This is a genomic window from Rhizobium sp. S163, from assembly GCF_030380805.1.
GTDB lineage: Bacteria > Pseudomonadota > Alphaproteobacteria > Rhizobiales > Rhizobiaceae > Rhizobium.
Genome location: NZ_JAUDSA010000003.1, coordinates 628,971 through 654,267, shown reverse-complemented (window position 1 = coordinate 654,267; position 25,297 = coordinate 628,971). Strand labels below are relative to the sequence as shown.

Below are 25,297 nucleotides of genomic sequence, written 5' to 3'. Positions count from 1 at the left end.
TGACGGCGTAAACGTCAGCGGCCCCGAAAGGGCAGGCGTGACGGCGGGAGAGACCGCATCCGAGATCCATGCGAACCCGGAAGAGGAAGGAGCCTGCGGCGAAACTGTGTCCGCACCTTCTGTTGACGCCGGTAGTAGGCCTGTCGTCGGGCGGTCGACGACTGCAACGTCTGAGGAAATGGACGTGACGGGCGGAGAGAGTGCCGCAACCCATCCCGAGATCGATCCGAATGAGGATCGCAGCGAAGGCCAAAGCCTCGGCGGCGGACTGAACGCCGCCGGCGCCAACATGGGAGGCAGTCATGTAACCGAAGGTGAGAGTGCTCAACCCGATAAGGCCGGCGGCCTCGTCTGTAACCCGCCGGCCAAACCCCTCCGACCTCATTGCCAGCGTCCCGAGAACTGCGGCGGCTACGGCAGCAAGCACTGCTTCTCCTGCAATCGCGCAGCGAAGGCGAACGAAGACGAGGAAGCCGCATGACCAGACCATCAGAAGGCGAAGACCGTATTGCCCAGAACGCAGTTGAGCACCGCACCGGTCATGACCGGGCGATGGTGGCAAGGCCGGGGAGGACGCAATGACTGAAGAGAAGAGCATCAAGGTTGAGATCGACCACGCTTTAGTCTGGGCGATATTTTTCATGTTCTTCCTCTTCTGGCAGCAGAGCGGCTGGTACCGCGTCGATTGCGCCCTTGGCGTCAACGCTGCCTGCAGCCTGATCGCTGCGGAGAAGGACTATCGCGAGGTCAAGCCATGACAGTCGTCATCGCCATCATCACCCTCATTCTCATTTCGCTTCCGCTCGCCTTTCTCGTGGCTCGAGTGGCGCGATACGCCTCCTGACGGCGCTGCCCCTGGCACCGTCAATTCTCCGGGTCTTCGAACTCCTCCCCGAAGGCCCGGAGAACTCTCAACCGGAATCGCTTGTTCGCCGTGCGCAACACAATGGCTTGAGCTAGCGACCCGATGGATGGGGCTGGTGGCGACGGCGGATCGCCACCAGCAGCAGAGCCAGAACGGTGCGGCGGGGCTCTGCGAAACGGAATTACGGAAGGCCCGCGAGCGGCGGACCTGGAGAGACCATCGGCCTGATTGGCGTCTGTGCCAGTGGTCTCTCCATCAATCTCGCTCTTGTGCATCACAAGCATCTCCTTGGAACGAGGTGAAGATCGCACAGGAGAACGACAAGGTGTTGGGTTTCGACAACGAAGGCTTGGGGCGTCGCCCCACGAAAAAGACCAGCAGGAACAGGGTAATGAGTCCGACAGTAGCAGCCAGAGAGTTGATGCGGGATGCTTGGCCTATCCAGAGATATGGCAAGCTCGACAACGTTTTTTATCAAGCCGTGCGGTTCATTTCGCCGCGAGTAGCCAAGCAATTCACGCCGCGCCGCGCCCGCTCGATTTGGGAAGGCTCCGCGCGCCGCATCGACAGTGACGAAATGGATGCCCTGAGGGCAGCGATCATCGAGGAGGCTCACCGTGAGCAACAGGAACTACGCGCCCGTCTGGCTGCGCTGGACAAAAAGGTTGCCGCTTTCAGCGAGAGCGTGGCTGGCAGATCGGTGGCGTCGTCGAGCGAATAAGTGGGCCGATCGGGCTGAATGGATCATGAGCGGGGAATAGGCGGATGATGCAGAATAATGTGCCTCTTATCGTTGACAGTTTTGCCGGTGGTGGCGGCGCCTCAACTGGCATCGAGATGGCTCTCGGCCGGTCGCCTGATATCGCGATCAACCACAACGCCGACGCGCTGGCTCTGCATGCTGCGAACCACCCCGAAACCCTGCATCTGTCCGAGAACATCTTCAAGGTCGACCCCCTTGACTATGTCGCCGGCAAGCACGTCGGGCTCGCCTGGTTCTCGCCGGACTGCAAGCACTTCTCTAAAGCCAAGGGCGGCAAGCCGGTCGAGAGAAACATCCGAGACCTAGCTTGGGTGATCGTCCTGTGGGCCGAACGCGCTAAGCCTGATGTCATCATCATGGAGAACGTCGAGGAGTGGAAGGAGTGGGGGCCGCTGATCGAGACAGATCGCGGTCTGATGCCTTGCCCTGACAGCCGTGGTCAGACGTTTCAGAAGTGGTGCAAGGCCATGAAGCGGGCAGGGTATAAGCTCCAGCATCGCGAACTCCGTGCCTGCGACTATGGCGCGCCGACCATCCGCAAGCGCCTCTTCGTCATCGCCAGGCGTGACGGGCAGCCGATCGTCTGGCCCACGCCTACGCACGGCGCGCCGACAGACCTCGATGTCATCGCAGGCCGTAAGCAACCATGGCGGACGGCGGCCGAAATCATCGACTGGTCTCTTCCTTGTCCGTCGATCTTTGATACTTCGGCTGAGGTAATGGCAAAGCACGGCCTGCGCGCAATCCGCCCGCTGGCTGACGCGACAATGGCGCGCGTTGCCCGCGGCACCAAGCGCTATGTCCTCGACTCCGCGCGGCCGTTCCTCGTCCAGACAGGATATGGTGAGCGCAAGGGGCAGGAGCCTCGCTGCCTTGATGGCGATGCTCCCCTTGGCACGGTCGTCGCCGGGGGCATCAAGCATGCGGTGATTTCTCCTTCCGTCACCCGCTTCAACACAGGCGCGACTGGTTCGGCAATGAATGAGCCCGCGCCGACGGTCACGGCCAACAGCTACATCAAGAAGCCTGGCGGCGCTGCGCCACTTGGCATCATTGCCCCAAGTCTGACGGCTTTCTACGGTCCAGGCGCCGGCGGCAAGGATCGGTCGGCCAGCGCCGAAGAACCCGTGCGCGTCGTCACCACTGAAAACCGCCATGCCGTTGTTGCGCCGCATCTTATGACGATGCGCAATTCCGGCAAACCGTTCAACGGTGCGGACGAACCAACCCACACCATCACCGCCGGCGGCGCTGGGCTTTCGCTGGTCGCGCCTGTCCTCACTTATGCCCAGCAGGGAGGCGCAAACCGCTCGGTTGCGGATCCACACCATACCATCACGGCCAGCAAGAAGGATCAGAACGCGGTCATCATCCCGACGCTAGTCGGGTGCGGAGGGCGCGCCGGTCAGAGCCGCCCCCGTGGTGGCGATGAGCCTTTGGCGACGGTAACGGCCAAGGCCGACGTCTGCACAGCAGCCGTTTTTATTGCCCAGCACAACGGTGATCCTCGCAAGGATGGCCAGGATGTCGCGAGGCCAGGCCGTTCCATTGTCGAGCCCATCTCGACTGTCACGGCTACCGGTGCACAACAGGGTGTTGTCTCTGCCTTTGTCTCTCGCCAGTTCGGTGCAAGTATCGGCCACGGCATAGAAGAGCCGTCGGCCACGGTCACCGCAGGCGTTAACAAGTCGGCGCTCGTAGCCCCACACCTGCATGCCTATTACGGTTCCGACCAGGACACACCCGAAGACGAGCCGTTTCACACCATTACGACCAAGCCGCGTTTCAGCCATGTCGAGGCAGCCCTCAGCGCGCCGCCTTTCACGCCAGACCAGCACGATCGAGCTCGACAGGTAGCTGACTTCCTCCGGTCCTACGGTTTCTGGGATCAACGGGAGTTTGTCACGCTCACCATAGGCGAGGCGGATTTCGTCATCGTTGACATCGGCATGAGGATGCTCACGCCTCGCGAGCTGTATTCGGCCCAAGGCTTCCCTGCGGACTACAAGATCAACGCAGATGCGAATGGCCGGCCGTTTCCCAAGAACGTCCAGGTGTCATGCGTCGGAAATTCGGTATCGCCGCCGGTTGCTGCTGCGATCGTCGCGGCGAATTGCCAGCACCTCGTCGAGTATCGCGAGGCGGCCGAATGACCGACCCCGATCTCCTTCGCGAAGAAATCACCGTCCAAACGGACATAGCCGAAGGCCTTCGCTCGCGGATGGCCATCCAAGACAACGGCTACCAGCAGCACAAGCTCAGATGCGTCACACGTACTCTCGATCGTCTCAAGCGGTCGCTGGCAGCCCATGAGAAGAAGGGGGAGGTGGCATGACCTGGATGGACCAAGCCCGCGCCGTCATCAAGCGCTACGACAGCGAAACTCCCGGCACCATCTCGCTTGAGGATCGCAAGCGGGCGCTCCGCAAGCTTTGCCCACCACACTTCCGCTCGACGAGCTGGGGTCGCAAGGTCTGGCCTAAGGCCGTCAAGGAATACCTGAAGCGCTTCGAGCCGGTGGCTAAGTCAGACGCCGCCATTCCGGCCCGCCACCTGTCGCCGCTCGAGCGGATGATGAGGAGGGCAGGGCAATGAATTGGGTTTTCGATCCTCTGTTCCCGCTTCATTACGAGCACATCGTCATCGATCCACCATGGGGCTTCGACCTCTACAGTGAGGAGGGCGCGAAGAAGTCCGCCTCAGCGAAGTATGAGCTGATGAAGGACGCCGATATCCTGGCGCTGCCAGTCGGGAAGCTCGCAAGCATGAACTGCCTGCTCTACTGCTGGGCGACCGCTCCTCAGCTGCCGCTCGCGATCGAGTGCGTCAAGGCTTGGGGCTTCCAATACAAGTCCTTCCTCCTTTGGCGGAAGACAACCGCGTCCGGCAAGGTCCGCATGGGGCCCGGCTATCGAGTCCGCACGACTGGCGAGATTGTCGTCGTCGCGACCCTTGGCAACCCGAAGCAATCGGCAGTGCCGCAGACGATCTTCGACGGTATCGCTCGCGAGCATAGCCGCAAGCCTGAGGAATTCTACGCCATCTGCGATCGTGTCATGCCGCATGCTCGACGAGCTGATGTCTTCGCTCGTGAAAGCCGCGCTGGTTGGCATGCTTTTGGCAATGAGGTTACGAAGTTTGACGAGGTAGCGGCATGAATAACTGCGCTTCATCCGCACGCCGGGATGGCTGTGACAAGGAAGGCCGCAAGAACGGCCTCCCCTCGATCGATCGCCTACTAGGGGGTCACGCGGCCACCGCCGGTCGGGGTCTTGACCATCCACGGTTGGACGGCCGGCTGCTTCATCAATATCCCCTTCTTGTGGCCAAAGGCCTTGACCGCATCTCGCGCCACCTCAAGTGGCTTATGGCCATCGTGGGCCATGTAGCAGGTTTTGAGGGTCACCTCGTGCACGAGGTCTCGGTCTCTTTGGGGCCAGTCTTCGAGAAAATCGATGGCGTCTGCCAGAGAGATCACCTCTCTAACCAGGCCTTCCCGTTCCTTCAGATAGACAGGACGAGTAAAGTTCGCGTTCATCGCTACCTCACTGAAAACGTTGGTCTCAAGCAAGTTTGGCGGCTGGAAACCAGCGCCGCTCGCAGATTTATTTTCTCTCGTTTTCCGTTTCAATACATGCCGACGAAATTTTTCTGGGAGGGGAAACTGTGACCTTCGAGGAAGCTTTTGCCATCTACCCATACGACGTCGAGCGCATAGCCGCGGCAACCGGTATCACTCCGCCCGAGGTGGATCGCCTCATCAATGAGTTGATGGAGCGCCGGTATCGGAAGCGACAGGCCTACAGGAGGCCTGCATGACCGAACGGATGTCAGCCAAGCAGTATCGCGAGCAGTTTGCCGAGCCGAAGGCAGTGCCTTCAGCCCGGATCCTACTTGCCGAGATGCCGCCCTCCGCAAACGGCCTCCGCAAGAGCTTCATCAAGGAAGGCAAGGTCATCAGCGTGAAGAGCGCGGGTTATGCCGATTGGCGCAAGGCTGCTGTGTTTGAGATCAAGTCTCAGACCGTTGGCAAAGTCGAGGGGCCATACCGGCTTTCGATCGTCGCTCAGCGGCATTGGCGGTCGAAGCGCGCCCGCGACATCGACAACATTATCAAGCCGATCTCGGACGCTCTGGTGAAGGCCGGCGTTGTCCATGACGACAGCCTGGCCGAATGTGTCACCGCCCGGTGGGTTGATGATCTGCAGGGCCATGCCGTCGTCGTTGATGTCGAGGTGTGCCGATGAACGATTGGTTCCGCTCATGGCATGGTGCGCCTACAGACCCTAAGTGGCTGGGCATCGCCCGCCGCGCCGGGGTCGCGCCTGGAATCGCCGTTGCTGTTGCATGGGCGCTGATGGATCGCGCATCTCAATCATCCGATCGTGGCTCGATCGCCGGCTATGATGCCGAGGGCCTTGCGTACTTCTACGGCTGCGAGCCGGAGCAGGTGGAGGCAATCGTCTCTGCCATGGCCGACAAGGGCATGATTACTGACGGAAGGTTTTCAAGCTGGGAAAAGCGCCAGCCAAAGCGCGAGGACGGCGCGGCCGAACGCGCCAGAGAGTGGCGCGAACGCAAACGAACGCAAGCGAACGCATCTGCAGCAACAGATACAGACACAGATACAGATCCTTCGGAAGACGCGAGCGCGCCCGAAGCCAATCCTGATTTCGAAAGATTTTGGGATGCCTACCCAAACAAGACCGGCAGGCCATCAGCGGAGAAGGCTTTCTCCCAAGCGATCAAGCGCGCCAGCCTCGACGAGATCATGGCGGGTGTCGCGACCTATGCGGCCAAGACCGACGATCGCCAGTGGTGCTCGCCAGTTCGATGGCTCTCCGATGACCGTTGGAAAGACCAGCCGGCCAAGCCGCCTGACAAGCGCCCTCCGAGCCCGAACGGCTTGGCGCACCTGCGCAAGCCTCAATCCCGAGACGAGTACCTAGCAGCCGAGAAGGCAAGATCCGAAAGGAGTTTCAGATGATCGTCACAGCAAAGGAATTCGAACCACAGGCTGGGCGCGCCGCCCAGATCTCACACTACGCGGAGGTCCGCAATCGGATAGCGCGTCTCGATGCGAAGCCGGCTGCCACAGCGGCAAAGACGGCGGCGTCAGATGCGCTGATCATCGGAGAGCTCCGCGAAGAGAACGCTGGACTGAAACGCGATCTAGCACAGGCACGGAACAGCCTTCGCTTTGTAGCCGACCGAGAGCGTAGACACCGCGAGATCGATGCACGGCTTCAGCGCTTGGAACTTGACCTGGCTGATGCTCGAGCGCGGATCCTCACGCAAGCCGAGATGCTTCGGTCTATCGACGATGATGGAGACGAGCCTGTAGATCATCGCCGGTCGGTTCCCGAAATCGTTGCGGAGGTTCTGCAGGACTATCCCGATGTGACATGGGAAGACATCAAGGGCATCCGCCGCACGCGCAACCTTATAGCGCCTCGTCATGCCTGCATGAAAGCAGTTTACGAAGAGCGTAAGGATCTTTCTCTGCCGCGCATCGGACGGATCTTCCACCGGGACCATTCCACGATACTGAACTCTGTCCAGAAGACGGAAGCGAAGCGGGGTGAAGCATGAACCGCTACAATGCATATCCGTATCGGATCCCCGGGGGTGTCGGCTTCTACGCCATGATCCGCCTTTGCCGCGATAGCGAGCCGTCGCCGGTGATGGGCACGGGCGACCGGCCTAAGGTCTTCGGCAGCGAAGGCGAGGCTGCAAAGGAATGCCTCAAGCACATGGTGGCGTTCATGAACGGTCGCGAAATCCGCGGCGAGACGTTCGACTTGGTGAAGCCGGTGACTGCCGCCCGGGCTCGGGCCGAGCAGCTTTTCTTGGGCGGCGGCCGGGTCGTGGAGGTGGTGCGGTGACGGACGACAACATCACTAAGCTCCCGATCAAGTTCAAAGCGCCGCCGTCGGACGATGGTCCAATGCTCAAGATCGTAGACCGGTATGATCGAAACTCCTGCAATCACAGTAGGTCATACGTGAACGGTCGGCAGGTCAATGCGAAATACCTAATCCGCGAAGGCGAGACTGAGGTTGAGTGCAGCCTGTGTGAGGCCAAGCTCGACCCGATGTTCGTCCTCCGGCGCCTCGCTCACGAGGAAACGCAGTGGGAGCGGTCGCGCAAGACCTACCACGAGGAGATGGCCCGCCTCAAAGAGCGAAAGGCCACCAAGTGCGAGCACTGCTCGAAGATGACCAGGATCAGCAGACGATAACCGAGCGGCGGCTCGACACGAGGGAACGAGAATGGCGGAACTGAAGAAAGCACGAAAGAAGCCGAGCAGAACCTTCAAGGGGCTGACAGTGGCGAACACCAGCGAATTCGCGGGGCTGGGCAACCAGCATTCCAAGGTGAAGCTCGTAGAAATCGACAATCCGCACTACAGCAAGGTTCATGCCGGTGCGTCAGGCAATCCGAAGACGGTGACGGCTGCCCTGAACCTCCGTGAGAGCCCGGTCGCTATGATGGCGGCCAAGGGGCACCTGGAGGCGCACCAGGTCGAGGCGGCAATCATGTTTCGCCGCCTCTGGGAGGCGCTAGGCGGATCCGGCGCCGGTTCGTTTGACTATAGCCGTGAGCCTGTCGACGGCGGCGGCGCGCGCGAGCCTATCTCAGACCGGCAGATCGACGCCGGCATCAAGCTTAAGACCTGCCGCGATCTTCTTGGCCGTCGTCACTACGAAGTCGTCAGCAAAGTAGCAGGCGAGGGGCGGACCATCGCCGAGATCGGCACATCGAAGCGCGCCCGCCACACCCTCGCCGACTATCTCAAAGATGCCTTAGAAGATTTGGCTGTGCATTGGGGCTTCCAGAAGCGAAAAACACCACCGAAATAGCATTCGGTGGTGTTGCTAAGGTAAACCTTGAGGGGTATGTAGTGATTATTGTGGTGATTTGCGCCAGAGGCAGAGAAATCGCCGAGCGGTGATCAAGCGCGTCCCGGCGCGGCAACCACGGGATTAGTCGTCAATTGTCGCACGACTTCACCCGCAAGTTCCGTCACATCATAGACGATCGTCGCTCCGTGAGCTGCAGTCGCGGTCGTGATGATTTGCGTTCGATCAGGTAAGGCAACCAACGACACCACCTGATCGGGGTTTATGAAGACGGGCATTGCAGCCTGTCCAATCAAGGTGAATTGCACAAGTCTCATGGTCTCTCTCCGGTTAAAGAGGGCTACCATGGAGAAACGCGGAAGACCGGTTTCGAGTTCGGGGCGCCTGCGGGAGGCTTCAATATGAACGGTAAGTTCACATGACGTTCATCCCCGAAAGGGCATGGTCGCTAACATCCGAAATGGAAAGGCGTAACCATGAATAGTTTTTCTCGTATAGGTACTGCTGTAGTTGCTGCTGTCATTGCAGCGTCGAGCTTCGGAATGGCCTCGGCGGCTCCCGTCGCGACACAGCATCCGCAGGTCACTTCGAGCGTTGAGCTTGCTCAGTATCATCGCGATGACCGCCGTCGTGAATATCGTCACGATCGTCGGGACCACCGGGACCGTTACGAACGTCGTCACTACCGGCCCGGTTACTGGAACGGCCACCGCGGATATCGGGATTACCGGAAGGGATATCGTCGCCACAGCGATGGGTATTACTACCCTCGTTCTGTGTTCCAGCTTTACATCCGCTAAGCGGTTTCTGGCTTCAGTAAACAACCCCGTCAGAGATGGCGGGGTTTTTTCGTTCCCGCGTCCGGCAGCTCCGGACCAGTAGAGGAGAAGACGAATGTCCCTCCATGCAATGTTCTACGTTGACTCGAAAGCTCGACGGCCGCTCCTCATCATCGCAGCCGTTGTTGCTGGCGCGTTCATCGCTGCCGCTGTTATAGGCTGCGCTCACTATGAGCCGCCTGGCAGGGATCTGTGGCGGGCGCTTTGACTATGGCGCAACGTTTTGCTGTAACCAAGCGGCGCCGTTCTCATTCACCCTTTTGATTGCCCAATCGGACCCTGGTTTCAATTCGACTACGAGTACACCGTCATCGCCGTCCATTTCTCGCAGCAGGATGGTCCGAATCTCTTCCGCTGGTCCCTTGAGCGTTCCAAGCCACACTGACTTCAGCGGTGATATGCATTTCATGTTGCGAAGAGCCTTTACGAGACCCTCATAGTTGCGGACCTTTCTAAGGTCATAACTGATCATGTAGGCTGGCATTGATATTTCCTTTTACTGTGGTCTGAACACTTACAGAAAAAGCAAAAAAGCAGATTCGCTCAACTCCTAAGTTTAGTACGTCCGTTTGATTTCACGTTATTCGAGTTCTCCACAATCAATACGCAGACGCGGGTCTTGAAATGTCATTGAGCGATAAGCAGCGGCGATTCGTCGCCGAATACATGGTCGACCTCAACGCGACGCAGGCGGCAATCAGGGCCGGATACAGTGCGAAGACAGCCCAGCAGCAAGGCAGCCGCCTGTTGTTAAATGTTGTGGTGCAGGAAGAGCTGTCAAAGCAGCAGTCCAAGGTCGCCGAGAGGCTTGAAATTACGAAGGACCGCATCGTTGATGAGCTGGCCAAGATCGGCTTCTCCAACATGCTGGACTACATGAGGGCGGGGCCAGACGGTGACCCTTACCTCGACTTCTCCGGATTGACGCGCGACCAGGCCGCGGCGCTTTCCGAGGTGACGGTCGAAGACTTCAAGGATGGTAGGGGCGAAGACGCCCGCGACGTTCGCCGGGTCAAGTTCAAGCTTCATGACAAGAAGGGCGCGCTGGTTGATCTGGCTAAGATGCTCGGCTTCGTGATCGAAAAGCACGAGCACACCGGTAAGGACGGCGCACCCATACAGACCGAGACGAGAACATGGCGGGAAGTGCTGCGCAGCGAAAAGAGCTAGACGCTACCACGCACCTCACAAACCCGGCCCTGCACGACTTTTGGGAAGAGGTCTTTCTCGGACAGGCTGACATTGCTGTCCTCCATGGCGGGCGATCGAGTTCAAAAACGAGAGACACGGCTTGCCAGCTGGTCCGCCTGGTCGATCACGTCGGCGTCCGGATGCGCGTCCTCTGCATCCGCCGCTTTCAGAACCGCATTCAGGACTCGGTCTACACCGAACTGAAGTGGGCGATCGCTCATCTCGGGCTTGAAGCTGCCTTCGACGTCCAGAAGACGACGATCATCCACCGGCGCACCGGTGCTGAGTTCATCTTCTACGGCATCGAGCGAAACCTTGAGGACATCAAGGGCACGTCCGACGTCGATATCCTCTGGGTGGAAGAGGCGGAGAAACTGACCGAGGATCAATGGACCGTCATCGGCCCGACGATCCGTAAAGAGGACAGCCTGGCCATCCTGCTGTTCAACCCGAAGCTGGTCACCGACTACGTCTGGAAGAACTTCGTCGTCAACGTGCCACCTCACTGTGTGGTCCGGAAGATCGACTATACTGAGAACCCATTCCTATCCGCCAAGGCGTTGCGCGACATCGCGGCAATGCAGGAGCGCAACCCGGAGAAATTCGAGCACGTCTATGGCGGCGTGCCGCTCGGCGACAGTGAGCTGTCGATCTTCAAGCGCAAATGGCTCGATGCCTGTGTCGATGCCCACCTGGTGCTCAAGATCGATGTCACCGGTCGGAACATCATCGGTTTCGACCCCGCCGACGACGGCGAGGACAAGAGCGCGACGGCCGACAAGATCGGCGGCATCTTCACGGATGCCGAGGACTGGTCATCTGGAAAGGACGAGCTCGTCCAGAACGCGAAGAAGGTTTGGGCCAAGGCGAAGAATGCAGGCGCGACAGTGTCCTATGACACGATCGGCGTCGGTGCCTTCGTCGGCGGCTACATCGACGAGCAGAACGAGAGCGGCGGCGCAAAGGTCAAGCACTACGCCTTCCACGCTGGCGGCGCCGTGATGGATGGCGACAAGCCGAGCGATCCGCAGAACAAGAACAGTCCTCTCAACAAGGACGAATACCTGAACCTCAAGGCGCAGGCCTGGGCCAACACGGCTCGCCGCGCCATGCTGACGTTCAACGCTGTGGTGCGCGGTCACCCGGTCAAGCCTGAGGACATTCTCTCGTTCTCTTCCAAGATCGGGAAGGACAAGCTGGACGCGCTCTTCACCGAGCTTTGCGTGCCGTGGTGGGTTGAGAGCGAAGGAAAGAAGCGGGTGGTGCCGAAGCTCAAGCTCAAGAAAGACCTGGGCGTGAAGTCGCACAACCTCGCCGATGCGGTGATCGCCGCCGACAACGTCAACATCGCGACCGGCCCGTCCGTCGCAATGTTCCTGAGAAAGAAGAACCGATGAACCAAGTTGTACGGCTGGCGAACTATGTGCAGCGCCGCCTCGACAGCATGTTCCCGGCCTATTTCGCGGGAACGACGCCCAAGCACGATCACTACCGTGATTTCGGCTATCCGGAGAAGCTGACGTTCGATCAGCTCTACCGGATGTATTCCCGCAACGGGATCGCGGCGGCCGGCGTCGACAAGACGATACGGAAGACATGGCAGGACAACCCCTTCCTGTTGGAGAAGGAAAGAGACGGCTCTCAGAAGGGCACCGCAAACGAAACGGCGATCGAGAAGCGGATCCGCCAGCGCTTCGATGATCTCCGCCTGTGGACGCGTCTCGCCGAGGCTGATCGCATGTCCATGGTCGGCGCGTACGCTGGTGTTATCCTTCGCTTCGCCGACGGGCAGGCATTCAACCAGCCGGTGACATCGGTCACGGGCGGCCTGATGGGCCTCGTCGAGGTCATCCCCGCATGGGAAGGGCAGCTCAAGGTTTCGGAGTGGGATACGGTCGAGACGTCCGAGACCTACGGCCAGCCGAAGATGTTTCAGTTCAGCGAGTCCTCTGTCGACACCAACAAACAGCAGCCTCGCCACATCATGATCCATCCAGACCGTGTGATCGTCTGGTCGAAGGACGGATCAGTCAATGGCTCGTCGGCGCTTGAACCCGGCTACAACTCCCTGGTCGACATGGAGAAGGTGAGAGGCGCAGGCGGCGAGGGGTTCTGGAAGAACGCCAAGAGCGCTCCTGTCCTCGAGGTCGACAAGGAAGCCAAGATCGCCGAGATGGCCAAGGCCATGGGCGTGGGCGTCGAGGATCTCGCCGACAAGATGAACGAGCAGGTCGCCGACTGGAATGCCGGGTTCGACCAGCTTCTCATGATCATGGGGATGCAGGCCAAGACGCTGAATATCACCCTGCCGTCGCCTGAGCACTTCTATGCGGTGGCCCTGCAGGACTTCGCGGCATCGATCAACATCCCGGTGAAGGTTCTCGTCGGCATGCAGACTGGCGAACGCGCCAGCCAGGAAGACGCGGACGAATGGGCGCAGACGAACATGTCCCGCCGAGCCAACCAGACTATCCCGAACATCCGGCTGCTGATCGACCGCCTCGAGCGCGTCGGCATCCTCGACGAGAAGGACTGGTTCATTGACTGGGCCGATCTCACCGAGGCCACGATGTCTGAAAAGGTCGACCGCGCCGACAAGATGGCGGGCGTCAATCAGAAGATGGGCGGCAGCGTCTATGTCTTCACCGATGACGAGATCCGTGCTGCTGTTGGCTACGAGCCCCTGAGCGACGCCGAGAAGTTCCGCGATGACGCGACCGACGACGAGATCGACGCGGCCGTCACGCCTCCGAAGCAAGAGGACTAAACACCATGCCCAATCAGGTGCGTGTGAACGTCAGGACACTGGCGAACGTGAAGGCTGTCCGCAAGGAAAAGCGCAACGGCCGCGATCTCGTGATCGTCCCGTCGGCCACCCTGCCGGACAACATCATCATGAACGGGATCAAGTACCCGGCCGAGGAGATCGCCAAGAGCTACCAGACGCTCAACCGGTCGCCGGCACCCCTTGGTCACCCACTGGTGAATGGCAAGTTCGTCTCTGCTCGCGATCCGGAGGGCCTGAACATCGGCTACATCGGCGCGTGGAACGAGAACGTGCGCCAGGAGGGCGGTCGCGTCCTGCTCGACAAGGTGATCGACGTCGAGGTCGCCAACCGCTCAGAAGGCGGCAAGGCAGTCTTGGCCGCGATCGAGGCCGGTGGCCCGATCCACACCTCGACGGGCCTCCTTGCCATCATGGAGGCGGTCAACGCTGACGATCACAAGCGCGTCGCCCGCGCCATGGTGTTCGACCACGATGCCATCCTGCTGAATGAGGATGGCGCTGCCACTCCTGACCAAGGCGTCGGCATGCTGGTCAACGCCAAGGGCGAATTCGAAGAGATTGAGGTCATCAACTCCGCCATGACGGACGCTGCTGACCAGGAGATCGATTGGGCGGGCACTCGCCTCGTCGAAGCTCTCATGCGCCGACAGAACGTCAGCGTCTGGGAGAAAGTGAAATCCGCAATCATGGACGCCATCGGCTCCGGGCGGGAACCATCCACGAACACAAAGGAACTCGACATGACTGTTGAAGAACAGATCAAGGCGCTTTCCGCGAAGGTTGACGCCCTCTCGGAAGGAAAGCCGAACGAGGCGATGAATAAGACCATCGCCGACGCCGTGACCGCAGCCGTCAACGCTGCCGTCAAGCCGCTGACGGACGCCCACACCGCCATGCTTGCCAACCAGAAGGCCAAGGACGATGCCGAGCACGCCGAGCTCGTCACCAAGATCGTCAACGCCAAGGTGCTGGACGAGCCCACGGCCAAGGCGACGCCGCTCGCTACTTTGCGCCCTGGCGCCAAAGGCAGACCCCAAGGCTGCAGCCGCCCTGAACGCCGCCTTCAACGGTGGCGCCAAGGCCAACGGCTTCCAGCTTCCGAAGGGAGAATAACCCATGGCCCGCTACAACAAGATCTATGCAGGTCCGGTCTCCGAGAACCTGCCGCAGGTGCAGGAGCGTCTTTGCGCTGCTGCTATCCTGCCCGGCACCGCGCTCATCGAGTCCGGTTCGAGCTTCGCCCAGGCCGGCGCAGCATCCAACGCCAAGATCTACATTGCGCAGGATAACTACCTCGCGATGAAGGGTGTTGATGACGCTTGGCTGGCCAATGATCGCATCGTCGGCATGGAGATGCTCGACGAGCAGTTCTTCAACGTTCGCGTCCCGACGGGCGTCAACGTAGCCCGAGGCGCGGCGCTGACCACCAACGCCTCCGGCAAGTTCGTCCTCGCCACCACCGGCAACCGCATTATCGCGTTTGCCGAGGAGGCCTACAACAACACCTCTGGGGCTGATCAGCTCGTCCGCGCTCGCGCGGCGAAGAGCGCCCTGGCATCGGCGTAAGGAGCTGAACCCATGCGATACTTCTCCGAACAGCTCGTCGCCAACTCCCGCCCTCATGCGGAGTGGTGGGCCGACGTGTCCGTCAATCGTGAGCACTTCCATCAGATCGAAGATCATATGGCGTCGCTCTCGAATGCTGCTGCTGTCCTTCCACGCGATGCGTGGATGGAAATCGACAGCATCACCCGCCGCGTCCTTCGTGATGACGAAGGCGAAGTCTACATGCGCGACCTGATGGCGCTCGCTCGTCCGATCAATATCGGCAAGCTCGTCAGCATGACCCGCGTGGCATCGGATTCCGCAAACCCTGTCATCCGATCGATGTCGGGCCAGGTGCCGGTTCCGATGGACAAGGTCGTCTATGCGTACCGCGGCACCCCGGTTCCGATCTTCCAGGACGGCTACGGCCGTGAATGGCGCGAGTGGAACACCCTGCAGTCCGAGAACTTCGACGCCATCGCGGATGACGAAGAAGCGGCGAACGCCAAGATCAAGAAGGACCAGGCCGATTACGTCCTGAACGGCGATACCTCCATCGTCTTCCAGGGCTACTCCGGTACCGGGATCCGCAGCAACCCGCTGGCAAAGGCGATCAACATCGGCGCGGCCGGTGCGAATATCGACCTCACGTCGCCGGCCACGACTTCGGACGCGATCGACAACTTTTTCACCCAGACGCTTGGCGCCATGCTCGACGCCCAGCTCATCACCGGCAAGGTCAACATCTACGTCTCGCCTGAGATCGGTCGTAACCTCGACCGCTCCTACTCCGGCGCGAACGGCTTCAAGGGCGGCACTCTCCTGCAGTACCTGCTGACCAACCGCCGCATCAACAAGATCGAAGTGACCTTCAAGCTCTCGGGCAACGAGTTCTTCGGCTTTGTTCCTTCGTCTGAGTTCATTCGTCCTCTGATCGGTATGGCCGTCAACACGACCGCAATGCCGCGCCAGTACCCGACGGCGAACTATCAGTTCCTGAAGATGGGCGCGCTCGGTCTCGAGATCCGAGCCGACTACAACGGCAAGTCCGGCGTCTTCTACTCCACCAACACTTGATGATGCTGCCTCGCCCTCGATTGGGGGCGGGGCGCTTCCCGCAACTGGAGACAGATCCATGAAGATCCGTTTGAAAGCGCCGGCAGGACTGGAGTCCACCGGCATCTATGGCAAGGACGGCAAGGAAATGCCCGTCGGCCACGAAATGGAAGTCGCAGACGATTTCACTGGCTGGAATGGCCGCTTTGATATCCTCTCCGGTGGTCCGGCAAAGGGTGCGAAGCCCGTAACCAACCCTGCCGATGAAGGCTATGCCGTCAAAAAGAAGGGTGGCGGATATTCCGTTATCACCCTCGATGGCGAGGAAGTCACGAAGTCCCTTCGCAAGGATGACCTCGAAGGCTTCGACGAACTGACCGATGAGGACAAGGCCGCCTTCGTCGAACTGAACAAGAAGGAAGCCTGATCAATGGCAGGCTATGGCGACGACGCGGGCTTTGCATCCTGGCTGACAGATAACGGCTACGTGTTGCCGGGAACCGCGCCGTCGCCGGCCGTCCTTCGCAATCGCGGGAGCCAATACATCGATGCGGTGTATGGCTCTCGCTTCCTTGGCAGCGTGGTTGACCCGCTGCAGGAGCGCCAGTGGCCGCGCGAGCGCGCGATCGTCAATGGCAAGCTCCTGCCTTCCGATGTGGTCCCGCCTGCCGTGATCAACGCCTCATATCAGGCCGCCTATCAGGAGGCACTGAAGCCGGGGAGCCTCACTGCCATCGGCACGTCCTCTGGCGCGGTCAAGCGCGTGAAGGTCGGCCAGATCGAGAAGGAATACCAGACGGCAAAGGACGACGGCACCGCCTCGGCCATCACGCCGCTGATCTCGATCGTCGATGGTATGCTTGCGCCTTTCCTAAAGGACGATGATCTCGTCGGCTTCGGTATCTGGTCGGTGGGCTGCTGATGGCCACGTTCGACTACGCCGAGATCCAAGCGGTCGCCCATGAGCTGATCGAGGAGTTCGGCCAAGAGGGCACCGTCAAGCGCATCACGCCTCCCGACCCGGTTCTCGGCGGTGACGGCACAGAAACGAGCTACCCGGCCACGCTGGTGCCGATGACCTATGACCAGCGATACATCAATGGCACAACTATCCTTACATCCGACCGGCAGATTTATGTCTCCTCGGTCGGGCTGGCTGTCGTGCCACAGGTCGGGGACATCGTCTCCGCTGGCGGGGTCGAGTACCACGTCATCAACGCAGACCCGAACAATTACGACGGCATCGCGAATGTCGTCTTCATCGTGCAAGGAAGACTGTGACCCCGATCAGCCGCTTTCCAGCATCGTGTCGCTTACTTCCCGTCCGGTGTGCGGCGTCCAGATAAGCTTGCTGAGGTCGAAGCCCTGTCGGCGAGCCTCGTCCAGATACTCGTTGAGCGATGCTTCGAGGATGGAGCTCTCTCTTGCGAGAACCCATAGAAACTTATGGTCCGGAGTGCCGACTAGAGCGATCTGATAATCAGGGTCGAGCTTGAGGACCCAGTAATCGCCGTTGGTGAACGGGATCCAGCGCAGCGCGGCAGGAAGAAAGTTCACAGTCAGCTTCGCGTTGGTTTCGTCTACCGGCTCTGCTTCGCCGACGGCATTGGACGGCTTGTCGTGCTCATCGAAACAGCGATTGTCGACCCGGATCTTTCCGTTTGAGTTCAGGGAATAGTTCGCGGTGACATCCGAAGAATGCTCATCCTCATACTTAATCGGAAGACGGGCGATCTCATACCAGCGGCCGAGGTAGCGCTTAAGGTCGAGGCTCGGGATTGCGGTGACTTCGCTCATTGTTCTCTCCTTAGGTGAACAGTCGCAACGGGCCGAGCGTGATTCAGTTCCACAGCGGCGCGACGTCGGAACGACAGCAGATCCGCCGACCTGAAGCAGTCCAAGGCGAAAAGGCAACGAAATGACTTTCGACGAGCTGCTGCAGCAGTATGAGCCCCGGGTGGCCAGCGCGTTTCGCGAAACCATCGAGACCATCAAGTCTAACATCCTGATTAAGACCGTTGTCGAGCGCTTGGAGCGGGGCGACATCACTGGCGCAATAGCCGCCATCCAGTTTGAACCGGAAGCTTTTGCTACGCTCGAGCTTGCCCTGCGGGAGGCGTTTAATGCTGGCGGCGTCAGCTTCGTTCAGAGCTTGCCCTCGCTGGTGGCCGCCGACGGTACTCGCGTCCTGTTCCAGTTCGGTGTCCGTAACCTTGAGGCGGAGCGCCTGATCCGTGAGCAGTCTTCGACGCTCGTCACGAACATCACAGAGGATCAGCGCCAGGCACTTCGCATGGCCTTCGAGGCTGGCCTATCCCAGGGGAAGAACCCGACGGCTACGGCGCTCGACGTCATTGGGCGGGTTAACCGAGTAACAGGACGTAGGGAAGGCGGCACGATCGGCCTCAGTTCCCGACAGGTCGATTTCATTACCAGGGCCGAAGAAAATCTGCTGTCTGGCGACCCGGCGTCGATGAAATCGTATCTGGATCTCAAAACCCGCGACAAGCGTTTCGACCGTTCTGTCACTAAAGCCATTCGGGAGGGCAGGGCAGTCGACGCTGAGCTGGTCAAACGGATGATTGGCAGGCTATCGGATAACAATATTCGCCTTCGTGGCGAGATGATCGGTCTAGAGGAGACGCGATCAGCCCTCTTCTCAGTCCGCGACAACGCCATTCGCCAGCAGATTGGCAATGGAAAGATCGCTGCTCAGGACGTCACTAAGCACTGGTTGCACTCTGCTTCCGAGCATCCGCGCATGCAGCATATTGAGATGGCGGCTCGCTATAAGGCAGAGGGTGTGCCGCTCGATCAGGCTTTCGTGGCATCGGATGGTACGCTCCTGATGTTCCCGCACGCCCCCGGCATCCCGGCCAAGCATAAGATCGGCTGCAGGTGTCGCCTTGAATATCGCATCGATTACATCGCCGCTGGCCTTCGCCGGTACCGAGCACGGGCCGCCTGATGGCAAACCTGTCCTTTTCTGCTGCTGTAGCTCGCTGGGCGGAAGCCGTGCCAGAAGCAATAGAGGCTGTGCGAAACGCAAGTGCTCAAGAGGTCGTCAAGGAAATGCAGACCATCGATGTCGATGGCGGGCGGCTCCCATACGATACAGGCTTCCTCTGGGCTTCGCTGATGGCTTCGACGTCGGCCATGCCGGCGATCAATCCAACGGCCAACCCGGCGGGTGGGCAGACGTACGCCTTCGACTTCGGCACGATCGAGGCCGCCATCGCTGGCGCATCGCTCGATGACACGTTGTTTTTTGGCTACACGGCAGCCTACGCGGCACATCAGGAATACGGCGCCAACGGAAGGCCGCCGGCTGCATTCGTCCGGTCAGCGGCTCAGAACTGGGACGCGATAGTCAATCGGAATGCGGAGAGGGTTCGGAAAGCATTTGGGCTATAGCGCCGTCGCCCCTCATCGTCATTGCCATCTGCAAGGTGAAGATCGAGAGCCGGGCCGCCTTGAGGGTATTGTTCCCGAAGTCGGTCTGCCCTTCTTCGCGGGCAAGCCTCACCCATACCTCCTGCAAGAGGTCGTAAATCTCGCTGTCTGGAATGGGCGGCTTCTCTGACATGGGTTAGCGATACATGGCGGTCACAACCGACGCAATAATATTTGAGGCATTGCAAGCCCACTTGCGGACAATGCCTGGGGTTCTCCCGATCGCGGGCCCGAACGTCACGTTTCCGGCAGCTGGGCAGACCAAGCCCGACAAGTATCTGAAGGTCGATTTCCTGCCCAACAGGACGCGACAAGTAACGATGGGCGACGATCCACAGCAGAAGATCGGGATCATGCAGGTGTCGGTCATGTGGCCGGTCGGCAGGGGCATCCTCGATGGTCTTGAGGTGGCGGGCGCGATCGTCAACCGCTTCAAGAATGAGACGTTATTCGCTTCTGGCGTGAGGATCACGATCAGCAGTGAGCCATGGGCCGCAAGCCCGCTTCAAGATACTGACCGGCTCATGATCCCGGTCAGTATCCCCTACATCGCTTTTGAACCGGAGGCCTAGAAATGGCAAACAAAACGACGAAGAAGGGCTCGAAGGTCTATGCCTGCGCCACGGCGCAGAACACGGACCTGACGGCAAGCACCTATGCAGCGCTGACCTGGGTCTTGGTCGGCAAGGTCGGCAATATCGGGGACCTTGGCGCCACCTCGAACATCAACGTTTACAACACGTTGGACGAAGCAGTTAGTCAGAAGCAGAAGGGCGTTGCTAATGCCGGCGATCCGCAGATCGAAGTGGCAGACGTGGCTGACGATGCCGGTCAGGTGATCCTTCGCGGCTTCGGCGACCCGCTCAACCAGAACAACATGGCGATCAAGATCGAGCGCAACGATGCCCCTCCCGGCAAGACGAACACGATCTTCTACAGCCGCGGCGTTGTCTCTGGCCCGCTCTACCCAGGCGGCGGCTCCGACGACTTCGATCTCGCCCGCTATACGATCGGCCTCAACCAGCTGCCGATCCGCGTCGATCCCGTAACCACTCCGTAAGGTGATCAATGGACATTTCCACCCTTGTGAATGCTGAAGACCTGTTCGAGCTGAAGCTCGTCGACCCCGTCAGCGATGAGCCGCTTGGCATCCGCTTCATGATCCGCTCAGCGGAGTCCGACGCGGTGAAGAAGGTTATTCGGCAGCACAGCGACAAGTTCCTCGCAAGTCGCAAGAAGAAGCTGACCACTTCGAAGGTCGAGGCGGAGTACCTCGATAAGGCTGCAGCCTCGGTCGCTTCGTGGGATTGGGGCGATCACGACTGGAAAGGATCGAAGCCGGAACTGAGCTTCGAGACCGCTCGAGAAGTGCTTGAGGAAGCCGGCTGGATCTACGACCAGGTGGCGGCAGCTTCCGAGGATCGCGCAAATTTTACGAAGACCTCGGCGAAAGGCTCTGCGAAGCCGTAGCTGTCGTCGGGCGATACGATTCCGTCCGAGATAAAGATGGAGAGACGCGCCGCGAGAGGAACGAGGCCTTCGAGACGAATAGTCCCGAGGTCGATGTTCCCCACGACGGCGCGCTTCTCTGGGATTGGTTCTGGGATATCCGACAAGGCCTGACGCCGGGCTTCAACGGCCCAGCTGCTATTTCCAGCTCCGAGTTTATAGCTTGGTGCCAGATTACCGGAAACATCGTTCGGCGCGAGGAAATCGCGGTCCTGAAGTCAATGGACGCCACATTCCGTTCGGCCGTTGATGCCGAGAGTGAGGCAATCAGAGAGAGGGAGATGCCGGCGGATTAACCCGGCATCTTTCTAGCTCTTCGGGATCAGCCCAGTCAGCTCAAGCTGGTGCTTCTCGTAGGTAGCAAGATAGCCGTAGCGCGCGCACGCCGACAATTCTTGCGCGAAGCGCGTCGTTTTGGGTGGCTGGCTAGGGTTATCAGGCAAGGTCGCGGTTGCCATGGTCTGGCACTGCTCCGGCGAAACGTTAGCCGCGACTGCTCTTTGACTAGCCCGGTTGGCGCTTTGCTTTCGGTCGAATTCCGACCACGCGTAATAGGCGCCTCCTGCGATCACGACGGCGCAAGCGGTAGAGACCAGCCCTTTCAACCAACCATCCATTGATTCCCCTCCTGAGTGTAAATCGGGCGGACGATAGTGCGCGTGGCGCCAAAAGGCAAAGACATGGACGTAGCTCAGCTCGGCATTCAAGTTTCGACCAATGGCACTCCACAGAAGGCAGCGGACGAGATCAACAAGCTATCCGGCGCAGCCACCAAGGCTGAGGCTGCCATCGAAGGTTTGCGAAAGTCCACCGGCGGCGCCGTTGGATCTGTAAATGCTGCTGCTCGCGCATACTCGGATGGAGCTGCTTCGGTCACGAAGTCTACCAGCGCGCTGGTCGCTATGAATTCCGCTGTGAATGACAATTCACGGTCTGCCACTGGCTTCACCAATCAGGCGCGCATGATGGCAATGCAGCTCAGCCAGGTCGCCCAGCAAACTCAGGTGACCGGCAATTTCCTTCAGTCTCTCGCGATCCAGCTTCCAGACCTGGCACTCGGGTTCGGGCCGATAGGCATCGCAGCAGGCATCGCGGCCGGCGCTGCGCTCACCTATTTCTCGTCGATCTCATCGAACGCGCCAGATTCCGCGGCCGCGCTCAAGCAGCAGGCGGAGTTGATCCAGGACGTAGCTGATCGGTGGGGGGCGGCAGTTCCTGCGCTGCAGAGCTACGTCAATGAGTTAGAGCGAGCAAAGGACGTTGGTGACCTCAAACAGGCCTACGATGCACTGGAAAGGGTAAATTGGGATAGTGTTCGCGCGCCTCTGGAGGACATCAACGTCCAGTTTGCGGATATGATCGTATCGCTGAGGCAAGCCGGTGGGGAATCAGAGGAAATCGATAAGCTCAATGACACCTTCCAGACCCTACGCAAAGGGGTGGAAGATGGAACGGCATCCGTGTCAGACCTACAGGCGGTCCAGGATGCCTTGACGGGGTCAATGAGGTCTTCTGGAATCCAGGCCGTTGACGATTTTGCTGCTGCTTTCGGCGGCCTAGCCAATCAGATTTTTCGCGCTGCGAACGAGGCAAACCGCCTGAGTCAGGAGCGCCTCAACGCCCTGACTACGGGTCAGAACGGGCCTAAACTAGGAACTCTCGGCCCGCTGTGGAGCGAAAATGGCTCCATCATGAAGGAAGAGGACTTCGTTCCTACCGACGCTCCAACGCCGTCGCGCAGGCCTCTTATTGAGCTTGAAGGCTTAGGCGGTCGCGCCCCTCGCACTCGGGCAGCATCGAATGACAATTATAAATCTTCGATCTCGTCCATTCAGGAAAGAACAAAGGCCATTCAGGCAGAGACAGCCGCCCAGGCGTCTTTGAACCCGCTGGTCAACGATTATGATTACGCGATCACCAAAGCGCGCACCTCAGCAAACCTTCTAGCCGCAGCCGAGAAGGCCAAAAAGGCGCTCACGCCCGAACTAATCGCCCAGATAGACCAGACATCCAGCGCGCTCGCTTCCGCGACTGAAGCCCAGAACCGCCAGACGGAAGCAATCCAGAAGGCTAAACAGGCCATGGAGTTCGTAAAGAACACCACGCTCGGTTTCGTCAATGATCTGCGCGACGGGCTCAAGAACGGTGAGGGATTTTGGAAGTCGTTCGGCAAGGCTGCCCTGAACGTGCTGGATCGCATCACCGACAAGCTTCTTGGAGATGTGATGGATGCTGTCTTCAAGGTGGGCAGTGCTGGCAGCGGCACTGGTGGCGGAGGGCTTTTCGGGTTCCTTGGTGGCCTATTCGGCGGCGGTAACAGCGCCGGTGGTTTCAATCTCGGCTCTGGCGCCACCGCATACACCGGTTCGCTGCCTGGGTATGCGACTGGCACCTCTTCGGCTCGCCCCGGGATCGCCTGGGTGGGAGAGACGGGGCCAGAGCTGGTTAGGTTTAAGGGCGGAGAGGAAGTTGTGCCGAACCACCGTCTTCAGGTTCCAGCGAACCAAAACGCAGGCGGGCAAAATGGTAACGTCAACATCAGCATAGCCCCAGTTTTCAATGCGGCGAATGCAGATGACGCAGGGCTTGCTGCGCTGCGCAGTGACTTCGCGAAGTTCCGCGCTGACGTGCCAGCCACGATCGTCAGCACGGTCAAGGATGCCCAGAAAAGACGGATGATATAAATGGCGATATCGTTTCCCCGACCGTTACCAGATATCCCATGGGTGAAGTGCGATGTCCTCCTCGATGACCCGGTGAGAGCTTCGCGATCTGGCTCTCGCCTCATCAACTATACCCAGACCGAAGATCCGACGTGGACCGCAGATATGGCCACTCGGCCGCTTTACTCCGACGAGTACTCGGAACTTGAGGCGTGGTGGCTGTCTCTTCGTGAAGGCCTTCGCACGGTTCTCTTCCGCCATCCGACCCAAGGCTACCCCAAAGCGCATCGAGATAACCATGCCCCAGCTGATGACCCTGGCAACCTCGTCTCGGTCACTGGTGGCAACGTCCTGTCGGTAAATAGCGTTGATGCTGGATTGGTTCTCTCGGTTGGAGATCGGATCGGCCTTGAGAGGTCCGGTCGATATTACATCGGCCGGATCACCGAGGTTTCCGGCACTGGCACTGCGCGTTCACTTACCGTCGAGCCGCCGCCGTTCGACACTGTAGCGCAGGCTGGCGCTGTAGTGCGCTTCGCCAATCCGGCTCTTGTGATGAGGCTCGTACCTGGAAGCTATCAGGCGCCGGGTGAGGGGCTCTTCCGCACGATCTCGTTTCAGCTTCGGGAGAGCCAATGAATGGCGCTGTCTACTGAAGTAAAAGCGCTCTACGACGCCGGCAGGATATCGACCCGCCAAATGATCCGCGTCCAGCTCGGCTCGGGCATCTACGGCTTCATCGCTCGCCGCGAGCCGCTCGTCTACGCCGGCGTCGCCTATCAGCCCTTCGGTCTGATCGAGGTGTCTGACATCGGCGGCGGGACCGGGACTGCGGCGGACGGCGGTTTCACGCTCACGCTGGCCGAAAGCAAGCAGTTCGAGCTCACGCCCGAGATCCTCTCGGAGATCGAGAACGAGGACTACCGAGATCGGCCCGTCGTCGTCTACGACGCGCACTTCCATCCTGACACGATGGCGCTGATCCAAGTCGAGCCTGTCGCTCGTGGATACCTCGACGTCATCGAGCACAACGCCGACGAGACACGCGGCTACTACCTGACGGCGCGATGCGAGGGCAGGCAGCTAGACTACTCACGGCAGAATGGCCGCAAGCGCACGGTTGCTGACCAACAGCGCCGCGACCCCGGCGACAGGTTCTTCGAGCACGCCGCCACTGCCGGCCGTGTCGATATCGCGTGGGGCAAGGCTGTCGGTTCTGCCGTCAACGCTGCGAAGAGTGCAGCCGCCGGCGCAGCGCGCGCCATCGGCTTTAAGGGGCTCTGACCGAGATGGCCAGAGTTCTCGGCTGGGAAAAGCGCCTCAAATCGGTGGTGGAAAAGCACCAGGCATTGCCTTCGGTCTACGGCACATCCGACTGCTATCTGATCGCTGACGACGGCGTCGAGGCCGTCACTGGCGAGCGCATGTACGTCGGCGCTCTCGGCTACAAGACGGAAGCGGGCGCGGCCAAGAAGCTACGCCAGCACGGCTTTGAAAGCGTTCGGGATGCCTTTGCCGCCAAGTTCGAGGAGATCCCGCCCAGCATGGCGCAGCGGGGCGATATCGGCGTCGTCGAACGTGATGGCGTCCTCTCTGGCGGTGTCTTTACCTCGATTGGCTTCATGACGCGCGGCGCTGACGCTGTCGAGTTTCTGCCGTCTTCCGAAGTCGCGCATGCTTTCAAGGTGATCTAATGCCCTTTCTTGCACCAATTGGAGCCGCGATCGGCGGATTCTTCGGCTCGCTTGGCATCATTGGCAAG

Annotated in this window: 35 protein-coding genes and 1 pseudogene; 31 read left to right on the top strand and 5 right to left on the bottom strand. The window is 59.9% G+C overall.

The window, feature by feature from the left end:
- Positions 1-578: 578 nt before the first annotated feature.
- The 6 genes from QTL96_RS03390 to QTL96_RS03365 all read left to right on the top strand — a co-directional run bounded on the left by QTL96_RS03390 (position 579) and on the right by QTL96_RS03365 (position 4,786).
- Positions 579-758 carry a hypothetical protein gene (locus tag QTL96_RS03390; RefSeq protein ID WP_018900393.1) on the top strand — a complete coding sequence of 60 codons (180 nt, stop codon included), beginning with the start codon at positions 579-581 and terminating at the stop codon, positions 756-758.
- 405 nt (positions 759-1,163) lie between these two features.
- Positions 1,164-1,586 carry a hypothetical protein gene (locus QTL96_RS03385; protein WP_289726676.1) on the top strand — a complete coding sequence of 141 codons (423 nt, stop codon included), beginning with the start codon at positions 1,164-1,166 and terminating at the stop codon, positions 1,584-1,586.
- A gap of 47 nt (positions 1,587-1,633) precedes the next feature.
- Positions 1,634-3,781 (top strand): DNA cytosine methyltransferase, encoded by a 2,148-nt coding sequence (locus QTL96_RS03380; RefSeq protein ID WP_289727163.1) that lies wholly within the window; start codon positions 1,634-1,636, stop codon positions 3,779-3,781.
- Positions 3,778-3,963, top strand: a complete 186-nt coding sequence (locus QTL96_RS03375) for a hypothetical protein (RefSeq protein WP_289726675.1) — start codon at positions 3,778-3,780, stop codon at positions 3,961-3,963. The genes QTL96_RS03380 and QTL96_RS03375 overlap by 4 nt, the downstream gene beginning before the upstream one ends.
- Complete coding sequence (locus QTL96_RS03370) at positions 3,960-4,223, top strand: hypothetical protein (RefSeq protein WP_289726674.1); 264 nt, start codon at positions 3,960-3,962, stop codon at positions 4,221-4,223. The genes QTL96_RS03375 and QTL96_RS03370 overlap by 4 nt, the downstream gene beginning before the upstream one ends.
- Positions 4,220-4,786 carry an MT-A70 family methyltransferase gene (locus tag QTL96_RS03365; protein ID WP_289726673.1) on the top strand — a complete coding sequence of 189 codons (567 nt, stop codon included), beginning with the start codon at positions 4,220-4,222 and terminating at the stop codon, positions 4,784-4,786. The genes QTL96_RS03370 and QTL96_RS03365 overlap by 4 nt, the downstream gene beginning before the upstream one ends.
- An 80-nt stretch (positions 4,787-4,866) precedes the next feature.
- On the opposite strand, the gene QTL96_RS03360 is transcribed toward QTL96_RS03365, so the two are convergent.
- Positions 4,867-5,166, bottom strand: a complete 300-nt coding sequence (locus QTL96_RS03360; RefSeq protein ID WP_289726672.1) for a DUF982 domain-containing protein — start codon at positions 5,164-5,166, stop codon at positions 4,867-4,869.
- Positions 5,167-5,443: 277 nt separating this feature from the next.
- Here QTL96_RS03360 and QTL96_RS03355 point away from each other — a divergent pair, with 277 nt between their 5' ends.
- Genes QTL96_RS03355 through QTL96_RS03330 form a run of 6 tightly spaced genes read left to right on the top strand, consistent with a single transcriptional unit; the run spans position 5,444 to position 8,491 of the window.
- Positions 5,444-5,875: a RusA family crossover junction endodeoxyribonuclease gene (locus QTL96_RS03355; RefSeq protein WP_289726671.1), complete on the top strand. Its 432-nt coding sequence runs from the start codon at positions 5,444-5,446 to the stop codon at positions 5,873-5,875.
- Entirely contained in the window at positions 5,872-6,615 is a 744-nt protein-coding gene (locus tag QTL96_RS03350; protein ID WP_289726670.1) for a hypothetical protein, read from the top strand. Before QTL96_RS03355 ends, QTL96_RS03350 begins: the two co-directional genes overlap by 4 nt.
- Entirely contained in the window at positions 6,612-7,220 is a 609-nt protein-coding gene (locus tag QTL96_RS03345; RefSeq protein ID WP_289726669.1) for a helix-turn-helix domain-containing protein, read from the top strand. The genes QTL96_RS03350 and QTL96_RS03345 overlap by 4 nt, the downstream gene beginning before the upstream one ends.
- Positions 7,217-7,513, top strand: coding sequence for a hypothetical protein (locus tag QTL96_RS03340; RefSeq protein WP_289726668.1), 297 nt, complete (start codon positions 7,217-7,219; stop codon positions 7,511-7,513). The genes QTL96_RS03345 and QTL96_RS03340 overlap by 4 nt, the downstream gene beginning before the upstream one ends.
- Positions 7,510-7,869, top strand: coding sequence for a hypothetical protein (locus tag QTL96_RS03335; RefSeq protein ID WP_289726667.1), 360 nt, complete (start codon positions 7,510-7,512; stop codon positions 7,867-7,869). Before QTL96_RS03340 ends, QTL96_RS03335 begins: the two co-directional genes overlap by 4 nt.
- A gap of 31 nt (positions 7,870-7,900) precedes the next feature.
- Entirely contained in the window at positions 7,901-8,491 is a 591-nt protein-coding gene (locus QTL96_RS03330) for a hypothetical protein (RefSeq protein WP_289726666.1), read from the top strand.
- 92 nt (positions 8,492-8,583) lie between these two features.
- Here the strand turns inward: QTL96_RS03330 and QTL96_RS03325 are convergent, their stop codons facing one another.
- A complete protein-coding gene (locus tag QTL96_RS03325; protein WP_289726665.1) occupies positions 8,584-8,808 on the bottom strand; it encodes a hypothetical protein in 225 nt (74 codons plus the stop codon).
- 360 nt (positions 8,809-9,168) lie between these two features.
- Here QTL96_RS03325 and QTL96_RS03320 point away from each other — a divergent pair.
- Positions 9,169-9,273: pseudogene (locus QTL96_RS03320) on the top strand (lectin); the annotation flags it as partial.
- A 265-nt stretch (positions 9,274-9,538) separates the two neighbouring features.
- On the opposite strand, the gene QTL96_RS03315 reads toward QTL96_RS03320, so the two are convergent.
- Entirely contained in the window at positions 9,539-9,814 is a 276-nt protein-coding gene (locus QTL96_RS03315) for a hypothetical protein (RefSeq protein ID WP_289726664.1), read from the bottom strand.
- A 140-nt stretch (positions 9,815-9,954) separates the two neighbouring features.
- Here QTL96_RS03315 and QTL96_RS03310 point away from each other — a divergent pair, with 140 nt between their 5' ends.
- From QTL96_RS03310 to QTL96_RS03270, 9 genes are read left to right on the top strand one after another with little or no spacing between them, the layout of a single operon-like run.
- A complete protein-coding gene (locus tag QTL96_RS03310) occupies positions 9,955-10,500 on the top strand; it encodes a terminase small subunit (RefSeq protein ID WP_289726663.1) in 546 nt (181 codons plus the stop codon).
- Positions 10,467-11,918 (top strand): PBSX family phage terminase large subunit, encoded by a 1,452-nt coding sequence (locus QTL96_RS03305; RefSeq protein WP_289726662.1) that lies wholly within the window; start codon positions 10,467-10,469, stop codon positions 11,916-11,918. Before QTL96_RS03310 ends, QTL96_RS03305 begins: the two co-directional genes overlap by 34 nt.
- Positions 11,915-13,288, top strand: a complete 1,374-nt coding sequence (locus QTL96_RS03300; RefSeq protein WP_289726661.1) for a phage portal protein — start codon at positions 11,915-11,917, stop codon at positions 13,286-13,288. Before QTL96_RS03305 ends, QTL96_RS03300 begins: the two co-directional genes overlap by 4 nt.
- 5 nt (positions 13,289-13,293) lie before the next feature.
- Positions 13,294-14,598 (top strand): hypothetical protein, encoded by a 1,305-nt coding sequence (locus QTL96_RS03295; RefSeq protein WP_289726660.1) that lies wholly within the window; start codon positions 13,294-13,296, stop codon positions 14,596-14,598.
- Positions 14,599-14,608: 10 nt separating this feature from the next.
- Complete coding sequence (locus QTL96_RS03290; protein WP_289726659.1) at positions 14,609-14,875, top strand: hypothetical protein; 267 nt, start codon at positions 14,609-14,611, stop codon at positions 14,873-14,875.
- A 12-nt stretch (positions 14,876-14,887) separates the two neighbouring features.
- Entirely contained in the window at positions 14,888-15,931 is a 1,044-nt protein-coding gene (locus QTL96_RS03285) for a major capsid protein (protein WP_289726658.1), read from the top strand.
- Between the two features lie 58 nt (positions 15,932-15,989).
- Positions 15,990-16,337 (top strand): hypothetical protein, encoded by a 348-nt coding sequence (locus QTL96_RS03280; protein ID WP_289726657.1) that lies wholly within the window; start codon positions 15,990-15,992, stop codon positions 16,335-16,337.
- A gap of 3 nt (positions 16,338-16,340) precedes the next feature.
- Positions 16,341-16,832 (top strand): DnaT-like ssDNA-binding protein, encoded by a 492-nt coding sequence (locus QTL96_RS03275; RefSeq protein ID WP_289726656.1) that lies wholly within the window; start codon positions 16,341-16,343, stop codon positions 16,830-16,832.
- Positions 16,832-17,191 carry a hypothetical protein gene (locus QTL96_RS03270; RefSeq protein WP_289726655.1) on the top strand — a complete coding sequence of 120 codons (360 nt, stop codon included), beginning with the start codon at positions 16,832-16,834 and terminating at the stop codon, positions 17,189-17,191. The genes QTL96_RS03275 and QTL96_RS03270 overlap by 1 nt, the downstream gene beginning before the upstream one ends.
- Positions 17,192-17,197: 6 nt before the next feature.
- Here the strand turns inward: QTL96_RS03270 and QTL96_RS03265 are convergent, their stop codons facing one another.
- Positions 17,198-17,707, bottom strand: a complete 510-nt coding sequence (locus QTL96_RS03265) for a lipocalin family protein (RefSeq protein ID WP_289726654.1) — start codon at positions 17,705-17,707, stop codon at positions 17,198-17,200.
- 121 nt (positions 17,708-17,828) lie between these two features.
- Here QTL96_RS03265 and QTL96_RS03260 point away from each other — a divergent pair, with 121 nt between their 5' ends.
- The 5 genes from QTL96_RS03260 (at position 17,829) to QTL96_RS03240 (ending at position 20,833) form a co-directional block, all read left to right on the top strand.
- A complete protein-coding gene (locus QTL96_RS03260) occupies positions 17,829-18,878 on the top strand; it encodes a head morphogenesis protein (RefSeq protein ID WP_289726653.1) in 1,050 nt (349 codons plus the stop codon).
- Positions 18,878-19,324 carry an HK97 gp10 family phage protein gene (locus QTL96_RS03255; RefSeq protein WP_289726652.1) on the top strand — a complete coding sequence of 149 codons (447 nt, stop codon included), beginning with the start codon at positions 18,878-18,880 and terminating at the stop codon, positions 19,322-19,324. The genes QTL96_RS03260 and QTL96_RS03255 overlap by 1 nt, the downstream gene beginning before the upstream one ends.
- A gap of 185 nt (positions 19,325-19,509) precedes the next feature.
- Positions 19,510-19,935 carry a phage tail terminator-like protein gene (locus tag QTL96_RS03250; protein ID WP_289726651.1) on the top strand — a complete coding sequence of 142 codons (426 nt, stop codon included), beginning with the start codon at positions 19,510-19,512 and terminating at the stop codon, positions 19,933-19,935.
- Between the two features lie 2 nt (positions 19,936-19,937).
- On the top strand, positions 19,938-20,423 hold the full coding sequence (locus QTL96_RS03245) for a hypothetical protein (protein ID WP_289726650.1): 486 nt from the start codon (positions 19,938-19,940) through the stop codon (positions 20,421-20,423).
- An 8-nt stretch (positions 20,424-20,431) separates the two neighbouring features.
- Positions 20,432-20,833, top strand: coding sequence for a hypothetical protein (locus QTL96_RS03240; RefSeq protein ID WP_148199562.1), 402 nt, complete (start codon positions 20,432-20,434; stop codon positions 20,831-20,833).
- A gap of 347 nt (positions 20,834-21,180) precedes the next feature.
- On the opposite strand, the gene QTL96_RS03235 is transcribed toward QTL96_RS03240, so the two are convergent.
- On the bottom strand, positions 21,181-21,489 hold the full coding sequence (locus QTL96_RS03235) for a hypothetical protein (protein WP_289726649.1): 309 nt from the start codon (positions 21,487-21,489) through the stop codon (positions 21,181-21,183).
- A gap of 63 nt (positions 21,490-21,552) precedes the next feature.
- On the opposite strand from QTL96_RS03235, the gene QTL96_RS03230 reads away from it, so the two are divergent.
- The 4 genes from QTL96_RS03230 to QTL96_RS03215 all read left to right on the top strand — a co-directional run bounded on the left by QTL96_RS03230 (position 21,553) and on the right by QTL96_RS03215 (position 25,229).
- On the top strand, positions 21,553-23,556 hold the full coding sequence (locus QTL96_RS03230; protein WP_289726648.1) for a hypothetical protein: 2,004 nt from the start codon (positions 21,553-21,555) through the stop codon (positions 23,554-23,556).
- 144 nt (positions 23,557-23,700) lie between these two features.
- The gene (locus QTL96_RS03225) at positions 23,701-24,174 is read left to right on the top strand and encodes a hypothetical protein (protein WP_289726647.1); all 474 of its coding nucleotides are present in this window, start codon (positions 23,701-23,703) and stop codon (positions 24,172-24,174) included.
- On the top strand, positions 24,175-24,819 hold the full coding sequence (locus QTL96_RS03220; RefSeq protein WP_289726646.1) for a DUF2163 domain-containing protein: 645 nt from the start codon (positions 24,175-24,177) through the stop codon (positions 24,817-24,819).
- 5 nt (positions 24,820-24,824) lie between these two features.
- The gene (locus QTL96_RS03215) at positions 24,825-25,229 is read left to right on the top strand and encodes a hypothetical protein (protein WP_289726645.1); all 405 of its coding nucleotides are present in this window, start codon (positions 24,825-24,827) and stop codon (positions 25,227-25,229) included.
- The last annotated feature ends 68 nt before the right edge of the window (positions 25,230-25,297 follow it).

What these genes read in the sequence shown, in the direction of transcription:
- QTL96_RS03390 (WP_018900393.1), top strand. Translation starts at nt 579, where the DNA reads ATGACTGAAGAGAAGAGCATCAAGGTTGAGATCGACCACGCTTTAGTC.
- QTL96_RS03380 (WP_289727163.1), top strand. Translation starts at nt 1,634, where the DNA reads ATGCAGAATAATGTGCCTCTTATCGTTGACAGTTTTGCCGGTGGTGGC.
- QTL96_RS03375 (WP_289726675.1), top strand. Translation starts at nt 3,778, where the DNA reads ATGACCGACCCCGATCTCCTTCGCGAAGAAATCACCGTCCAAACGGAC.
- QTL96_RS03370 (WP_289726674.1), top strand. Translation starts at nt 3,960, where the DNA reads ATGACCTGGATGGACCAAGCCCGCGCCGTCATCAAGCGCTACGACAGC.
- QTL96_RS03365 (WP_289726673.1), top strand. Translation starts at nt 4,220, where the DNA reads ATGAATTGGGTTTTCGATCCTCTGTTCCCGCTTCATTACGAGCACATC.
- QTL96_RS03360 (WP_289726672.1), bottom strand. Translation starts at nt 5,166, where the DNA reads ATGAACGCGAACTTTACTCGTCCTGTCTATCTGAAGGAACGGGAAGGC.
- QTL96_RS03355 (WP_289726671.1), top strand. Translation starts at nt 5,444, where the DNA reads ATGACCGAACGGATGTCAGCCAAGCAGTATCGCGAGCAGTTTGCCGAG.
- QTL96_RS03350 (WP_289726670.1), top strand. Translation starts at nt 5,872, where the DNA reads ATGAACGATTGGTTCCGCTCATGGCATGGTGCGCCTACAGACCCTAAG.
- QTL96_RS03345 (WP_289726669.1), top strand. Translation starts at nt 6,612, where the DNA reads ATGATCGTCACAGCAAAGGAATTCGAACCACAGGCTGGGCGCGCCGCC.
- QTL96_RS03340 (WP_289726668.1), top strand. Translation starts at nt 7,217, where the DNA reads ATGAACCGCTACAATGCATATCCGTATCGGATCCCCGGGGGTGTCGGC.
- QTL96_RS03330 (WP_289726666.1), top strand. Translation starts at nt 7,901, where the DNA reads ATGGCGGAACTGAAGAAAGCACGAAAGAAGCCGAGCAGAACCTTCAAG.
- QTL96_RS03325 (WP_289726665.1), bottom strand. Translation starts at nt 8,808, where the DNA reads ATGAGACTTGTGCAATTCACCTTGATTGGACAGGCTGCAATGCCCGTC.
- QTL96_RS03315 (WP_289726664.1), bottom strand. Translation starts at nt 9,814, where the DNA reads ATGCCAGCCTACATGATCAGTTATGACCTTAGAAAGGTCCGCAACTAT.
- QTL96_RS03310 (WP_289726663.1), top strand. Translation starts at nt 9,955, where the DNA reads ATGTCATTGAGCGATAAGCAGCGGCGATTCGTCGCCGAATACATGGTC.
- QTL96_RS03305 (WP_289726662.1), top strand. Translation starts at nt 10,467, where the DNA reads ATGGCGGGAAGTGCTGCGCAGCGAAAAGAGCTAGACGCTACCACGCAC.
- QTL96_RS03300 (WP_289726661.1), top strand. Translation starts at nt 11,915, where the DNA reads ATGAACCAAGTTGTACGGCTGGCGAACTATGTGCAGCGCCGCCTCGAC.
- QTL96_RS03295 (WP_289726660.1), top strand. Translation starts at nt 13,294, where the DNA reads ATGCCCAATCAGGTGCGTGTGAACGTCAGGACACTGGCGAACGTGAAG.
- QTL96_RS03290 (WP_289726659.1), top strand. Translation starts at nt 14,609, where the DNA reads ATGAAGGGTGTTGATGACGCTTGGCTGGCCAATGATCGCATCGTCGGC.
- QTL96_RS03285 (WP_289726658.1), top strand. Translation starts at nt 14,888, where the DNA reads ATGCGATACTTCTCCGAACAGCTCGTCGCCAACTCCCGCCCTCATGCG.
- QTL96_RS03280 (WP_289726657.1), top strand. Translation starts at nt 15,990, where the DNA reads ATGAAGATCCGTTTGAAAGCGCCGGCAGGACTGGAGTCCACCGGCATC.
- QTL96_RS03275 (WP_289726656.1), top strand. Translation starts at nt 16,341, where the DNA reads ATGGCAGGCTATGGCGACGACGCGGGCTTTGCATCCTGGCTGACAGAT.
- QTL96_RS03270 (WP_289726655.1), top strand. Translation starts at nt 16,832, where the DNA reads ATGGCCACGTTCGACTACGCCGAGATCCAAGCGGTCGCCCATGAGCTG.
- QTL96_RS03265 (WP_289726654.1), bottom strand. Translation starts at nt 17,707, where the DNA reads ATGAGCGAAGTCACCGCAATCCCGAGCCTCGACCTTAAGCGCTACCTC.
- QTL96_RS03260 (WP_289726653.1), top strand. Translation starts at nt 17,829, where the DNA reads ATGACTTTCGACGAGCTGCTGCAGCAGTATGAGCCCCGGGTGGCCAGC.
- QTL96_RS03255 (WP_289726652.1), top strand. Translation starts at nt 18,878, where the DNA reads ATGGCAAACCTGTCCTTTTCTGCTGCTGTAGCTCGCTGGGCGGAAGCC.
- QTL96_RS03250 (WP_289726651.1), top strand. Translation starts at nt 19,510, where the DNA reads ATGGCGGTCACAACCGACGCAATAATATTTGAGGCATTGCAAGCCCAC.
- QTL96_RS03245 (WP_289726650.1), top strand. Translation starts at nt 19,938, where the DNA reads ATGGCAAACAAAACGACGAAGAAGGGCTCGAAGGTCTATGCCTGCGCC.
- QTL96_RS03240 (WP_148199562.1), top strand. Translation starts at nt 20,432, where the DNA reads ATGGACATTTCCACCCTTGTGAATGCTGAAGACCTGTTCGAGCTGAAG.
- QTL96_RS03235 (WP_289726649.1), bottom strand. Translation starts at nt 21,489, where the DNA reads ATGGATGGTTGGTTGAAAGGGCTGGTCTCTACCGCTTGCGCCGTCGTG.
- QTL96_RS03230 (WP_289726648.1), top strand. Translation starts at nt 21,553, where the DNA reads ATGGACGTAGCTCAGCTCGGCATTCAAGTTTCGACCAATGGCACTCCA.
- QTL96_RS03225 (WP_289726647.1), top strand. Translation starts at nt 23,701, where the DNA reads ATGGCCACTCGGCCGCTTTACTCCGACGAGTACTCGGAACTTGAGGCG.
- QTL96_RS03220 (WP_289726646.1), top strand. Translation starts at nt 24,175, where the DNA reads ATGGCGCTGTCTACTGAAGTAAAAGCGCTCTACGACGCCGGCAGGATA.
- QTL96_RS03215 (WP_289726645.1), top strand. Translation starts at nt 24,825, where the DNA reads ATGGCCAGAGTTCTCGGCTGGGAAAAGCGCCTCAAATCGGTGGTGGAA.